This window comes from Saccharothrix texasensis (assembly GCF_003752005.1).
Taxonomy (GTDB): Bacteria; Actinomycetota; Actinomycetes; order Mycobacteriales; family Pseudonocardiaceae; genus Actinosynnema; species Actinosynnema texasense.
In genome coordinates this window covers 7,564,165-7,577,407 of record NZ_RJKM01000001.1, presented here as the reverse complement: position 1 = coordinate 7,577,407, position 13,243 = coordinate 7,564,165, and the positions used below count along the sequence as shown (strand labels likewise).

14 protein-coding genes and 1 pseudogene are annotated in these 13,243 nt (G+C 73.0%); 4 read left to right on the top strand and 11 right to left on the bottom strand.

Annotation, left to right across the window (positions count from 1 at the left end):
- Together efp and EDD40_RS34095 are read right to left on the bottom strand one after the other, a co-directional pair.
- Positions 1–564: an elongation factor P gene (gene efp, locus EDD40_RS34100; RefSeq protein WP_123746564.1), complete on the bottom strand. Its 564-nt coding sequence runs from the start codon at positions 562–564 to the stop codon at positions 1–3.
- A gap of 76 nt (positions 565–640) precedes the next feature.
- The gene (locus EDD40_RS34095) at positions 641–1,726 is read right to left on the bottom strand and encodes a M24 family metallopeptidase (RefSeq protein ID WP_123746563.1); all 1,086 of its coding nucleotides are present in this window, start codon (positions 1,724–1,726) and stop codon (positions 641–643) included.
- Between the two features lie 146 nt (positions 1,727–1,872).
- Here EDD40_RS34095 and EDD40_RS34090 point away from each other — a divergent pair, with 146 nt between their 5' ends.
- Complete coding sequence (locus EDD40_RS34090) at positions 1,873–2,292, top strand: hypothetical protein (protein ID WP_123746562.1); 420 nt, start codon at positions 1,873–1,875, stop codon at positions 2,290–2,292.
- 28 nt (positions 2,293–2,320) lie between these two features.
- On the opposite strand, the gene EDD40_RS34085 is transcribed toward EDD40_RS34090, so the two are convergent.
- The 9 genes and pseudogenes from EDD40_RS34085 to EDD40_RS34045 form a co-directional block, all read right to left on the bottom strand.
- Positions 2,321–3,892 (bottom strand): glycoside hydrolase family protein, encoded by a 1,572-nt coding sequence (locus EDD40_RS34085; protein ID WP_123746561.1) that lies wholly within the window; start codon positions 3,890–3,892, stop codon positions 2,321–2,323.
- A 135-nt stretch (positions 3,893–4,027) separates the two neighbouring features.
- A pseudogene (locus EDD40_RS44870) lies at positions 4,028–4,334 on the bottom strand (VOC family protein); the annotation flags it as partial.
- Positions 4,335–4,886: 552 nt separating this feature from the next.
- A complete protein-coding gene (gene aroB / locus EDD40_RS34075) occupies positions 4,887–5,999 on the bottom strand; it encodes a 3-dehydroquinate synthase (protein WP_123748497.1) in 1,113 nt (370 codons plus the stop codon).
- A gap of 19 nt (positions 6,000–6,018) precedes the next feature.
- Positions 6,019–7,056 carry a DNA glycosylase AlkZ-like family protein gene (locus EDD40_RS34070; RefSeq protein ID WP_123746560.1) on the bottom strand — a complete coding sequence of 346 codons (1,038 nt, stop codon included), beginning with the start codon at positions 7,054–7,056 and terminating at the stop codon, positions 6,019–6,021.
- Positions 7,057–7,575, bottom strand: coding sequence for a shikimate kinase (locus EDD40_RS34065; RefSeq protein ID WP_123746559.1), 519 nt, complete (start codon positions 7,573–7,575; stop codon positions 7,057–7,059).
- The gene (gene aroC / locus EDD40_RS34060; RefSeq protein WP_123746558.1) at positions 7,572–8,771 is read right to left on the bottom strand and encodes a chorismate synthase; all 1,200 of its coding nucleotides are present in this window, start codon (positions 8,769–8,771) and stop codon (positions 7,572–7,574) included. Before aroC ends, EDD40_RS34065 begins: the two co-directional genes overlap by 4 nt.
- Before the next feature lie 533 nt (positions 8,772–9,304).
- A complete protein-coding gene (locus EDD40_RS34055; RefSeq protein ID WP_123746557.1) occupies positions 9,305–9,862 on the bottom strand; it encodes a prepilin peptidase in 558 nt (185 codons plus the stop codon).
- A 96-nt stretch (positions 9,863–9,958) separates the two neighbouring features.
- Positions 9,959–10,411, bottom strand: coding sequence for a PTS sugar transporter subunit IIA (locus tag EDD40_RS34050; protein ID WP_123746556.1), 453 nt, complete (start codon positions 10,409–10,411; stop codon positions 9,959–9,961).
- The gene (locus tag EDD40_RS34045; protein ID WP_123746555.1) at positions 10,408–10,644 is read right to left on the bottom strand and encodes a PTS sugar transporter subunit IIB; all 237 of its coding nucleotides are present in this window, start codon (positions 10,642–10,644) and stop codon (positions 10,408–10,410) included. Before EDD40_RS34045 ends, EDD40_RS34050 begins: the two co-directional genes overlap by 4 nt.
- A 166-nt stretch (positions 10,645–10,810) precedes the next feature.
- Here EDD40_RS34045 and EDD40_RS34040 point away from each other — a divergent pair, with 166 nt between their 5' ends.
- The 3 genes from EDD40_RS34040 to EDD40_RS34030 are packed head-to-tail and all read left to right on the top strand — an operon-like array spanning position 10,811 to position 13,186.
- Entirely contained in the window at positions 10,811–11,581 is a 771-nt protein-coding gene (locus EDD40_RS34040; RefSeq protein ID WP_123746554.1) for a GntR family transcriptional regulator, read from the top strand.
- On the top strand, positions 11,578–12,885 hold the full coding sequence (locus EDD40_RS34035) for a PTS transporter subunit EIIC (RefSeq protein WP_123746553.1): 1,308 nt from the start codon (positions 11,578–11,580) through the stop codon (positions 12,883–12,885). Before EDD40_RS34040 ends, EDD40_RS34035 begins: the two co-directional genes overlap by 4 nt.
- 31 nt (positions 12,886–12,916) lie before the next feature.
- Positions 12,917–13,186: an HPr family phosphocarrier protein gene (locus tag EDD40_RS34030; protein WP_123746552.1), complete on the top strand. Its 270-nt coding sequence runs from the start codon at positions 12,917–12,919 to the stop codon at positions 13,184–13,186.
- Positions 13,187–13,243: the final 57 nt, after the last annotated feature.

Below are 13,243 nucleotides of genomic sequence, written 5' to 3'. Positions count from 1 at the left end.
TCAGCCGTTCACTCGACCCAGGTAACGGCCGTCGCGGGTGTCGACCTTGATCTTCTCGCCGGTGGTGACGAACAGCGGCACCTGGATCTCCGCGCCGGTCTCCAGCGTGGCGGGCTTGGTGCCGCCGGTGGAGCGGTCGCCCTGCAGGCCCGGGTCGGTGTGCTGGATCACGAGCTCGACCGAGGTGGGGAGCTCGATGAACAGCGCGACGCCCTCGTGCATGGCGACGATCGCTTCCTGGTTCTCCAGCATGTAGTTCGCCGCGTCGCCGACCGTGTCGGCCGGGATGCTGATCTGGTCGTAGGTGTCGCCGTCCATGAAGACGAAGTCGGCGCCGTCCTTGTACAGGTAGGTCATGCCGCGCTTGTCGACGGTGGCCGTCTCGACCTTGGTGCCCGCGTTGAAGGTCCGGTCCACGACCTTGCCGGACATGACGTGCTTCAACGTGGTGCGCACGAAGGCGCCGCCCTTGCCCGGCTTCACGTGCTGGAACGCGGTGACGGTCCACAGCTGGCCGTCGAGGTTCAGCACCAGGCCGTTCTTCAGGTCGTTGGTGGTGGCCACGGTGGTGGGCTCTCCTGTTGCGTGAGTGGAGGACGACGTCGGCTTGGCCGACGAATCCGATTCGGGCGATCCGACTTCAGATGACCACGAGCTCCTTCGTGGTCAGGGTGAGGAGCTCCGGGGCGCCTTCGCGCACCACGAGCGTGTCCTCGATGCGGACACCACCCTTCCCGGCCAGGTACACACCGGGCTCGACGGTGACCGCCATGCCGGGCAAGAGTGTACCGTCACCCGCCTTCGACAGCGCTGGAGCCTCGTGGATCTGCAGGCCGACGCCGTGGCCGAGGCCGTGCAGGAACTCCTCGCCGTACCCGGCGTCCTCGATCACGCCGCGCGCCGCCGCGTCGACGTCCGAGACCCGCGCGCCGACCGCCAGCGCGGCCCGGCCCGCCGCCTGCGCGGCCGCGACGAGCTGGTGCAGCTCGCGCTGCCAGTCCGCGGCCCGGCCGACGACCAGGGTGCGGGTCATGTCGGAGTGGTAGCCGTCGACGAGCGCGCCGAAGTCCAGCTTCACGAAGTCGCCGTCGCGGACCGGGGCGTCGGTCGGCCGGTGGTGCGGCACCGCCGAGTTCGCGCCCGTCGCCACGATCGACTCGAACGACGGCCCGGCCGCGCCGTGGTCGAGCATCCGGCTCTCCAGCTCGCGGGCGATCTCCTTCTCGCTGCGGCCCGGCCGCAGGCCGCCGTGCTCGACGAGGCCGGCCAGCGCCCGGTCGGCCGCCGCGCACGCCATGCGCAGCGCCTCGACCTCGGCGTCGTCCTTGACCAGCCGCAGCCGTTCGACCAGGTCGGCGGCGCGCACCAGCTCGGCGCCGTCGGCGGCGGCGGTGAGCACGTCCAGGCCGTCCACGGTCACGTGGCGGCTCTCGAAGCCGACCCGGCCCGCGCCCGCCTTCGCGGCCCGCTCCACCAGCGCCGCGTCGCACGGCCGGTCGATGACCCGCCGCAGGTCCGGCACCTGCGCGGCGGCCTGCGTGAGGTAGCGGCCGTCGGTGCAGAACACCGTCGCGTCGTCGGAGTCCGCGTGCACGAGCAGCGCCGCGTTCGACCCGGTGAACCCGGTGAGGTAGCGGACGTTGAGCAGGTCGGTCACCAGCAGCGCGTCCAGCTCCCGGTCCCGGAGCGTGGCGCGCAGGGCGGCGCGGCGAGTGGAGTGCGGCATGCCAGCAGCCTAAGCCCCGGTCGACCGCCTGACCCTGCCACTCGATCGGGTGAACCGTGCTGAATCGTGCGACGGTTCGCGTGACGGACAGTGGGGATCTCGGCGGGCCCTAGGTCGGACCGCCGGACCGACTTAGGGTGGGGCGCATGCGCGCGTGGCTGGTCCGAGGGTTGTGGCTGGGTCTGTTCCACGGCGGGGTGCAGACCGGCGCCTCGGCGGTGGGCGTCCACAGCCCCGACGCCGCCTCGTCGACCCGGTACATCGCGATCGGCCTGGTGGTCGTCGTCGGCGTGCTGTGGGGCGCGTTGGACGCGTGGCGGCAGCTCGACGGGCGGGGCATGGTGTGGTTCGCCGCCGCGCTGGTGGCGGGCCCGCTGGCCGGGGTCGTGGGGGTGGCCGGCCGGTCGTGGGTGGACCAGACGGGGCTCGAGTCGCTCGGCCCGGCGCTGACCGGCGGCGCCGCGTTCACCGCGTTGCTGGTGATGGCGACGGCGGCGGTCGGGATGGGCGTCGGCAACGCCCTGCCCCAGCCGGCCGACTCGCGCCGGCCCGACGGGTCGCGCTAGCGGCCGCGTGCCGCGGCCGGCGTCCGGCTCAGCGGCGCAGTGCACCGGCCTTCTCGTAGGAGTCCCACTCCTTCTTCGTGACCGAGGTGAGCCGCGACGAGTTCAGCGTGACGACCTCGATCGCGGCCTCGCCCCTCCCGAGCGCCCACAGCCGGTCCTCCAGCACCAGCCCGACCTGGCCGTCGGGTCCGCGCACCGCCTTCGCGCCCGCCGGGACCTCCGCCGCGACCGGCAGGTCGTCCACGACCGGCGGCCGGCGGTTCAGCACCCTGGTGGCGAGCCGGTCGGTCACCGAGCGGCGCTCCAGCCGCACCACTTCGCCGTCCAGCACGAGGTCCGTGGTGTTCGCGGGGGACGGCACGGCGTAACCGCGCAGCAGCGCCGCCGAGTCCTCGTGCGCGCAGCCGGGCACGTTCACGAGGTCGAGCCCGAACTGGGTCAGGTCGGTCGGGGCCGCCGCCGCGCCGTCCAGGGTCGCGCGGACCACGTCCACCGCGATCCGGCCGCACGGGTCGTCGGCGTTCACCGGCGCGTGCCCGAGGGGCGTGCGGACCAGGCCGGGTCCTTCCCGCCAGGGGCCCGGGATGTGCACCTGGGGGTGCGGGTTCGCGGTGAACTCCTTGTTCCAGAAGGTCAACGTCGTGCCGTGCTCGGTCTCGTGGGCGATGACGAACGCGTGCAGCGCGGCGACGTACATCCAGTCGGCGCTGAACGCGTCGACCACCGAGCGGGTCCGCTTCGACCGCGTGTCGGGCACCTGCTGGAAGCCGCCGGGCCCGAGGGCCTGCACGCCGGAGGCGAACCTCGGGTCCTTGGAGCGCAGCACGAACTGGCCTGCGCCGTTCCACCCGGCGGCCTCGCCGGTGGTGTCGGTGAACATCAGGTGGAACCAGCCGTCCACGACCACCACCGACGGCTGGCCCGCGCCGTAGGTGTTGTCCCGGACCTCGTCGTAGGACGGGCTCACGATCGGCTTGCCGCCGGCCGCGCGCGTCCACGTGGTGCCGTCCGGGCTGGTGGCGACCCCGATGGCGTTGCCGTTGGCGTGATCACCCGCCGCGCCGGTGTAGTAGAGGTAGTAGGTGTCGCCGACCTTGATCACCGACGGGTCGCAGGTGTGCACGCCGTCGAAGCCCGTGACGCTGCCGGACAGCACCGGGACGGCCTGCGCGCCGCCGGGGGAGGCGAAGGGACCGGCCGCCGAGGCGCTCTCCGCGTAGAGCAGGTCGTCGCCGGGTGGCGCGGCCACCATGAGCTGGCTGCACCACCACATGCGGTGCCGGCCGCCCTCCAGCAGGATCGTCGGCCCGTAGTTGTACGGCGCGTCCCCGCCGTGCGCCACCACACCGCCGCTCTGCCGGCCCCGGTCGGCGGTCAGCGGCACCGGCTTGGGCGCCTGCTCGGCCGTGCCGCCCGGTGGGTCGGACGTGGCGGCGCTGCTCGGCGCGGGGGACGAGCCGGACGCCGACCTCGGTGCCACCCCTGGTGCCGACGCCGGTGCCGACGCCGGGTCGGCGACGCTCGGAGCGCAGGCCGCCAGCAGCGCGACGGCCATCGCGGCCCCGAGGAGCCTCACCGCTCCCACACCGGACCTGGACATGGCGGGACGGATCTCCACTTCTGGTTCTGGCGACCTGGTTCTGGCGACCTTCTGGTTCTGCGACGTCCGGACACCGGGGCCACGGCCCGGTCCCGGTCCCGGTCCAGTGTAGAGATCGACTCCCCCTGCCGAGTGTCAACCGGACGAGGCCACGAACTCCACTTCACAGCCGTCCGTGTTCTCCAGGTACGCGGCATAGTGATCGGGACCACCCGCGTGGGGATATCTGTCCGCGAACAACGGCACCCACCCGTGACCGGCCGCCGCCACCACCAACCGATCGACCCCCGCCCGGCCGTCGACGTGGAAGGCGAGGTGGTTCAACCCCGTGCCCAGCCCCCGGCGGCCAACGCTGGTACTCGACCCACCCCAGTTCGGTGAGCAACCAGCCGATGCTGCGCTCGGCGCGGCCTAGATCGGGCACCCACAACTCGACGTGGTGCACCCCCGGCCACCATCCCCACCACCACCCGCCCGCCACCGTCCCCTGATGATCACCCGAAAGGGGCACGAGCGTCGGGGATGAATGGTAAGCCGGAATTTGTTGCCGGAAGAAAGAAGGTATGGCACCCGGCCCCTCGTGCATGCGACGGCTGGTTCTGCCTGACCGCCGGGCCGACCGAGCCGGGGTCGACGCGACCGGGCCGAGCACAGGGCGGTCGAGCGCGGTCGAGCGCGGGGCGGACGGTCGGATGGCCGGATCACGGTCGCCGGGTCGGCTCAGGCAGTCGGTCCGGTCGGGCAGCCGGGTCGGGCGGCCGCCCAGTCGGTCAGGTCCGGGCGGTCCGCTCGGACAGGATCGACCCGGACCCGTCCGGTCGGCCCCATCCGGTGGGCGGTCGGCTCTGCGTGCTCATCCCGAGCTGGTGTGGCCGAGCCGGAGTGGTCAGGCCACGACGGGGGTCGGCCCAGGGCGGGTTGGTCAGCCCGGGGGCGGATCGCTCGGCGCGGTCGGCTGAGCGATCCGCCGGGGACGGTCGGGCCGGTGGGGCGGTCAGAGCAGGATGCTCCCGCCCGACTTCGGCTTCGGCTCGGACGCGACCGCGGAGTAGGCCGCAGCGATGAGCGCCGGGTCCGGGCCCTCCAGGCGACCGGGCTTGGCCAGGCCGTCCAGCACCACGAACCGCAGCACGCCCGAGCGGGTCTTCTTGTCCGACCGCATGCCCTCCAGGAGCTGGCCGAGCGCGTCCGGGTCGTAGCCGGTCGGCAGGCCGAGCGAGGTGAGGATCGAGCGGTGGCGGTCGGCGGTGGCGTCGTCCAGCCGGCCCGCCAGGCGGGCGAGTTCGGCGGCGAACACCAGGCCGACGCTGACCGCCGCGCCGTGCCGCCAGCGGTAGCGCTCGCGGCGTTCGATGGCGTGTGCGAGGGTGTGGCCGTAGTTCAGGATCTCCCGCAGGTCGGACTCGCGCAGGTCGGTCGAGACCACGTCGGCCTTGACCTGGATCTTGCGGCGGACCAGCTCCTCGATCACGTCGCCGGACGGGTCGAGGGCGGCTTCCGGGTCGGCTTCGATCAGGTCGAGGATCACCGGGTCGGCGATGAAGCCGCCCTTGACCACTTCGGCCATGCCGGCGACGAGTTCGTTGCGCGGCAACGTTTCCAGCGTGGTCAGGTCGACCATGACGGCGTCCGGCTCGTAGAACGTGCCGACGAGGTTCTTGCCCGCGTCGGTGTTGATGCCGGTCTTGCCGCCGACCGCGGCGTCCACCATGCCGAGCAGGGTGGTGGGCACGTGGACCAGCTTCACGCCGCGCATCCACGTGGAGGCGACGAACCCGGCCAGGTCGGTCACCGCGCCGCCGCCGAGGCTGACCACGACGTCCGTGCGGCCGAGCCCGATGCGGCCGAACACGTCCCAGCAGTACCCGGCGACCCGCAGGTCCTTGCCGTCCTCGGCGTCGGGGACCTCGACGCGGTGCGCGTCGATCCCGGCGGCCTCCAGCTCGCCGCGGACCGCCTCGGCGGTCTCCGCCAACGTCGGCGTGTGGACGATCGCCGCCCTCGCCGTGCCCTTCAGGGTCTCGACCAGGTCGCCGAGCAGGCCGCGGCCCACCACCACGTCGTACGGTCGTTCCGCGGCCACGCGGATCCGCACCGGCTCGCCCATCACCACTCCCCTCGTCGGGTCACCATTCGACCACGTCCGGTCCGAGCACGTCGCCGCCCCACACCCCGGCCAGCACCTCGGCCTGGTCCTTGATCGCGCGCCGGGCCGCGCCCTTGACCTTCGACCAGCCCGTGAGCTGGAACGTCACCGTCCGACCGCGGAACTCGTGCCGCCACGCGCCCACGACCCGGCCGTGCACGACGAGCGCGCCGGGGCTGCCGACGGGCCGCCACACCCGCTTGGCGACGTCCGGGTCGGCGACCAGGCGGCGCGGGCCGAGCAGGTACGGGTCGCGCGGGAACAGCAGCAGGCCGGCGGGCGGGTCGGGCGCAGGCGGCACGTCCTCGTGCGCCAGCAGCGGCTTGCCGTCGACCCGCACGGGACGCAGGTCGGGCCACGTGTCCTGCGGTCCCGCGCCGAGCCACTTCTCCGCGTCGGCCTTGGCGAAGGGGCCGACGAGCCGCGCGTAGTCGCGCAGCAGGGCCGGCTCGCCGGGGTCTTCGACGTCGGGTTTCCCGGTCGGGCGGCGGAACACGAGCTTCGCGCCCAGGTGTTCCAGTTCGACGCCCGCGAGGAGCGTGGCGAGGCGGAACACGTTCTCGATGACGTGGTGGGCGTCGCAGGTCGGGCAGTGCGGGGTGACGGCCTCGGGCAGCAGCGGGCTGATGGCGGCGGACAGCTCGCCCTTGGTGGCCGTGTCGCCGGGGAACTCGCGGTGCAGGACGTCGACGACGAGGTCGAGGTGCGCCAGGTCGGGTGTCGGGTGCGCGCCGCACCAGGCGGCCAGTTGCCGCGGGGTGCGTGGTCGGAGTTGGCGGCGCAGGGCGGGCAGGTCGTCGCGGCGGTGCAGGTGCGGTGTGCCGCGCAGGCTCAGCACGCGGACCAGGTCACGGGCGTCCACGGTGTCCTCGCGGCGGCCGCGCACGCCCAGCGCCGCCGCGCCCGTCTTCGGCGGGCTGTCCACCACGCCCAGCGGCAGCACCGCGTCGGGGTCGTCGCCGTGCAGACCTTGCGCCGCGGCGCGGTGTGCGAGGACCTGCGCCCCGGTCAGGTCCACTCAGGTCCCTTGCGCCGGTCCCGTCGGGCGCAGCACGGCGTCGACCACCTGCTCCGGCGTGAGGTCGTCGGTGGTCACCTCGATCGTGGCGACCTCCCGGTACAGCGGCAGGCGCGCGTCCAGCAGGGACTTGAAGGTCGCGCGGGGGTTCACGCCCGCCAGCAGCGGCCGGGCGCTGGACATGCCGGTGCGCCGCACGCCCTCGGCCATGCCGACGTTCAGGAAGACCACGGTGTGCCCGGCGAGCCGGCCGCGGGTGGTCGCGGACAGCACCGCGCCGCCGCCGAGCGCCAGCACGCCGTCGTGGGTGTTCAGACCTTCGGCGACGGCGTGTTCCTCCATCGCGCGGAACGCGGGCTCGCCGTCGTCGGTGAAGACGTCGGAGATCGGTTTGCCGGCGGTGGCGACGATGTCGTCGTCGGTGTCGCGGAAGGCGACGTCGAGGCGTTCGGCGAGCAGCCGGCCGACGGTCGTCTTGCCGGCTCCGGGTGGGCCGAGGACGACGAACCGGGGGCTCACAGGCCCTCCCAGCGGGCTTCCAGCGCCTCCAGGTAGGAGGCGACGTTGCGCTTGGTCTCGGCGATCGAGTCGCCGCCGAACTTCTCCAGCGCCGTCTCGGCCAGCACGAGCGCGACCACGGACTCCAGCACCACGCCCGCGCGCGGCACCGCGCACACGTCCGAGCGCTGGTGGATCGCCACCGCGGGCTCTCCGGTCCGGACATCCACAGTGGACAGGGCGCGGGGCACCGTCGAGATCGGCTTCATGGCGACGCGGACGCGCAGCGGCTCGCCGTTGGTGATGCCGCCCTCCAGGCCGCCCGCCCGGTTGGAGCGCCGCGTGACGCCCTTCGGGCCCGGGCCGCGGTCGATCTCGTCGTGGGCTTCGCTGCCCCAGCGCTCGGCGGTGGTGAAGCCGTCGCCGATCTCCACGCCCTTCATCGCCTGCACGCCCATGAGCGCGCCGGCCAGCCGCGCGTCGAGGCGGCGGTCCCAGTGGACGTGCGAGCCGAGGCCCGGGGGCAGGCCGTAGACGATGACCTCGATCACGCCGCCGACCGTGTCACCCGCCTCCTTCACCGCCTCGACCTCGGCCACCATCGCCTCGGTGCCGCGGGCGTCGAAGGCCCGGACGGGGCTCGCGTCGACCGCGGCCAGGTCACCCGGGCCGGGCACGGGCGCGTCGGCGGGCGTCTTGGCCTTGCCGATGGAGACGACGTGGCTGATCACGTCCGCGTCGAAGACCTGCTTGAGGAAGTGGCGGGCGACGGTGCCCAGCGCGGTGCGGGCGGCGGTCTCGCGGGCGCTGGCGCGTTCCAGCACGGGGCGGGCCTCGTCGAAGCCGAACTTCTGCATGCCGGGCAGGTCGGCGTGGCCGGGACGTGGCCTGGTCAGCGCCTCGTTGCGGCCGGTGGGCTTGAGCTCGGACGGGTCGACCGGGTCGGCGGACATCACCTTCTGCCACTTGGGCCACTCGGTGTTCCCGATCCGGACGGCGACCGGGCCGCCCTGGGTGAGCCCGTGGCGGACACCGCCGAGGATCTCGACCTCGTCGGCCTCGAAGCCCATGCGCGGGCTCCGACCGAAGCCGAGCCGACGGCGCTCGAGTTGAGCGGTCAGGTCGGCAGTGGTGACCTCGACCCCGGCGACCATGCCTTCCAGCACGGCGACGAGGGCCGGTCCATGGGACTCCCCAGCGGTGATCCAGCGCAGCACGCCGCGATCCTTCCACAGTGTGAACGCGGGCCGGACGGCCAGGCCGGCGTGCTCCCGGCGTGTCCCGCCCAGTGGACGCCCAGCCGCCCTCCACCGCGGTCCGCGACGCTCCGACCAGGGCGTCCCGACGTGATCACGCAGGACAGCCCGGACGAATCGCCCGGGGAACGGCGAGGTCGACCACGCCGCCGACCGCTGTCGCTCGTCCTGACCGACGGCGATGGCAACGCCCGCGCTCGGGTCGTGGTCGGCATCGCGTTCCGGTGACCGACGTCCGGGCCGGGCCGTCGCGACCCGCAAAGGTGAGGTGGTCGGCCGGAGTGCCGGTGCCGGAACGTGGCGAGGTCTCAGGTGATCGGGGTTGGCGACCAGGCACCTGCCGTGCCGGAGACCCCGTGGGCGGTGCGGCGACCGCCGCGGCCCCGTCGCGGCCGGCCACAGCCCCACGGCCGATCGCCCCTACCTGCGACGACGCGGGATCAAGGCCACCATCGACATCGGAGCCGTCGACATCCGGCGACATCCCACCCCGCTCACCCGGCTGACACCGCGACCAGCCACGTCGCCGCCAGCAGACCCGGGCCGTGCGGTAAGCCGTCGCCACGCCACCACAGGCCCAGCACGAGCGTCACCGCGCTCGCCAGCACCGCGCCGAGAAGCAGCGCCGGCCAGGAGACCGAGGCCAGCACCGCGCCCAACGGCCCCGCCAGCTTCACGTCTCCCCCGCCCATCGACGACGGCGACAGCACGCGCACCAGCAGGTGGAAGCCGCCGAACAGCAGGCATCCCGCCAACGCGCGCCACAGGTCCGCCCCGGACAGCCACAGCGCGACCCCGACCGCCGGGTACGCGGGCAGCGTCAACGCGTCCGGCAGGCGGCGGTGGCGCAGATCGGTCACGGTCAGCAGCACGCCGAGCCACGCCAGCAGCAGCGGCACGGGCAGCCAGTGCGGTGGCGCCAACCCCCAGGCCACGAACCACAACACCGCCGTCGGCGCGGCGCACCACAGCCAGCACACGTCCGCACCGCGAGGGAGGCGGCGGAGCAACCCGGCGCCCACCGCGCCGGCCAGGAATCCCGAGATGACCATGGGCCAAGCGTCGTCCCGGGAATGCCCGGGGCGCAACGAGAAGTGCGGGTGAATGGACCATTCACCCGCACTCGTCCCGTCAGCCCCGGACCCGGGTCAGCACCGCCACGAGAACAGCGCGTCACCCGCCGCCACCGGACCGCCGGCCTGGTCCAGCAGCACCTCCGGCGCCGCGTCCAGCGCGATCACCGGGCAGATCGGCGCGAAGCCCGCCGCCTCCACCTCGGCCGGGTCCCACGTCACCACGGGCTGCCCCGCGCGCACCGCCTCTCCCTTGACCACGTGCAGCGTGAAGCCCTCGCCCTTGCGCTTCACCGTGTCGATCCCGAGGTGCACCAACACCGCCGCGCCCTCCGAAGTGGCCACGACGAACGCGTGCGGGTGCAGCGTCACCACGGTCCCGTCCACGGGGGACACCACGTCCGCCCGCACGCGCTCCGGCTCGACCGCCACCCCCGGACCGACCATGGCCTGCGCGAACACCTGGTCCGGCACCTCGGTCAACGGCACGACGCGCCCGCTGACCGGGCTGGTGACGCGCAGCGTCACAGCAGGTCCTCGATGTCGCTGGCGATCGTGTCGGCCTCGGGCCCCACGACCACCTGCACGACGTTGCCCGCACGCATCACGCCGTGCGCGCCCAGGCCCTTCAACGCCTTCTCGTCCACCAGGGAGCCGTCTTCCAACTCACAGCGCAGGCGCGTGATGCACGGCTCGATCTCCACGATGTTGTCCGCGCCGCCGAGCGCGGCGAGGATCCCCGCCGCCTTGTCGTCCGCCACTTCACAGTCCTCTCTCGACACCTGCCCTGAGGGTGCCACCGCTCGGGCACGGTCCCGTAACGGCGGTTGACACCCGGTTGGCGCGCGGAGCATCCTCCCCGCACCAACTGGTCTAGACCGGAAAGTACCAATCCCGGTGTGGACGCGCGAGCACCGGGGAGGTGTCATGAGCCGGCACGAGATCGTCGACGGGCCCAAGCCCAAGCACGCCCAACTGCGCGACATCCTGCGGCGCATGGCCGAGCAGGAGCTCCCGCCGGGCTCGTCGATCCCGTCCGAGCGCGACCTCGCCGAGCAGTACGGTGTGTCCCGCATCACAGTACGCGCCGCCGTGGGGCAGCTCGTCACCGAGGGCCTGCTGACCAGGGCGAAGGGCCGCGGCACGTTCACCGCTCGCCGTCGCCTGGACGTCCAGCTGTACCTGGAGTCGTTCACCGACGACATGCGCCGCCGCGGCCTGACCCCCGCGACCGAGGTGCTGGCCTGCGCCGAGGAGGCGCCGTCACCCGAGGCGACCGCCGCGCTCGGCCTGCTGCCGCACGAACCGGCGTGCCGGCTCGTGCGGCTGCGCCGGGCGGACGGCGTGCCGCTGGCCGTCGAACGGGGCTGGTACAACCCGCGGGTCGTGCCGGACCTCGACCGGCACGACCTCACCACCTCGCTCTACACCCTCATCGCCGACGCGTACGGCGTCCAGCTCGACCACGCGGGCCAGACCGTGTGGGCCGAGGGCGCCGACCCCGAGACCGCGAAGCTGCTGGCCGTGCGGCCCGGCAGCCCGCTGCTCGTCTTCCGCCGGGTCTCGAGCTCACGAGGCAGGCCCGTCGAGGACATGACGTCCTGGTACCGGGGCGATCTCTACCAGGTGACCATGCAATTGGACCGGACCGTCCCGGGTTCCGGCCCGCACCACTCCGCCAAGGGAGGTACCCCATGAGCGCCAGCGCCCCACAGGCGACCGGCGGTCGTGAGATCAAGGGTCTGGCCGGGCTGCAGCGATTCGGCCGCAGCCTCATGCTGCCGATCGCCGCACTGCCCGTAGCCGCGCTCCTGCTACGACTCGGCCAGGACGACATCCTCGGCAAGGACTGGCTGGGCTGGAACGCCGTGGCCGGCGTCATCGGCGGAGCGGGCAACGCCCTGTTCGCCAACCTGCCGCTGCTGTTCGCCGTCGGTGTCGCCATCGGCTTCGCCCGGCGCGGCGACGGTTCCACCGCGCTGGCCGCCGTGGTCGGCTTCGTGGTGACCGAGGCCGTGTTCAAGGCGATGTCGCCGCTCGTGCTGCCGCTGCCCGCGGACGCGGCGGCGGACGCCAAGCAGGAGATGATCAACTACTCGGTGCTGACCGGCATCGTGGTCGGGTTGATCGCCGCGGTGCTGTGGCAGCGGTACCACCGCATCAAGCTGCCCGCCTACCTGGCGTTCTTCGGCGGCCGGCGGTTCGTGCCGATCCTGGTGGCGGGCGTGATGATCCCGGTCGCGGTCGTCATGGGCCTGGTCTACCCGTGGTTCGACGCGGGCCTGACCTCGGTCGGCGAGGCGATCTCCGGCAGCACGATCATCGGCGCGGGCATCTACGGCACCATCAACCGCCTGCTGCTCCCGCTGGGCCTGCACCACATCCCGAACACGTTCATGTGGCAGGTCTTCGGCGAGTACGAGGGCAAGACCGGCGACATCCAGCGGTTCTTCGCGGGCGACCCGTCCGCGGGCACGTTCATGACGGGCTTCTTCCCGATCTTCATGTTCGCGCTCCCGGCGGCGGCGCTGGCCATCGTGCACACCGCGCGCCCCACGCAGAAGAAGGTCATCGCGGGCATCATGGGCTCCGCGGCGCTGACCTCGTTCATCACGGGTGTGACCGAACCGCTCGAGTTCGCGTTCATGTTCGTGGCGTGGCCGCTGTACGTGATCCACGCGGTGCTCACCGGCACGTCGCTGGCCATCAGCAACGCGCTCGACATCCACAGCGGGTTCGGGTTCTCCGCGGGTGCCATCGACTACGCCCTCAACTTCAACATCTCGACCAAGCCCCTGCTGATCCTGGTGCTGGGCGTGATCTACGCGGCCATCTACTACTTCCTGTTCCGCTTCGTCATCACCAAGTGGAACCTGAGGACGCCGGGCCGCAGCGAGGACGAGGACCCGGAGGCCGACCCGAGCATCGTCGAGGACGGTGACAGGGGTCGTCGGGCCGGGAAGCGCGACAAGGAAGGCCGGTCGGACGCGACGGCGTCCTGACGGCGGACGAGAAGGAACGAGAGGACGGGTCATGCCTGAGCGACGGGTCACCGTGGCGAGCAAGGTCGGACTGCACGCGCGCCCTGCCGCACTGCTGGCGAAGGCGGCGGCCGGGCAGCCGGTGAAGGTCACCATCCGCAAGGACGACGGCCAACCGGTCGAGGCGGCGAGCGTGCTGGGTCTGATGACGCTCGGCGCGATGCACGGCGACGAGGTCGTCCTGGCCGCGGACGGCGACGGCGCGGACGCCGCGCTGGAGGCGATCGCGGAGATCATCGCCACCGACCTCGACGAGGGCTGATCCCCTCAGCACGACGACCGGGCCCTGCTCGCACCCTCGCGCGAGCAGGGCCTCGGC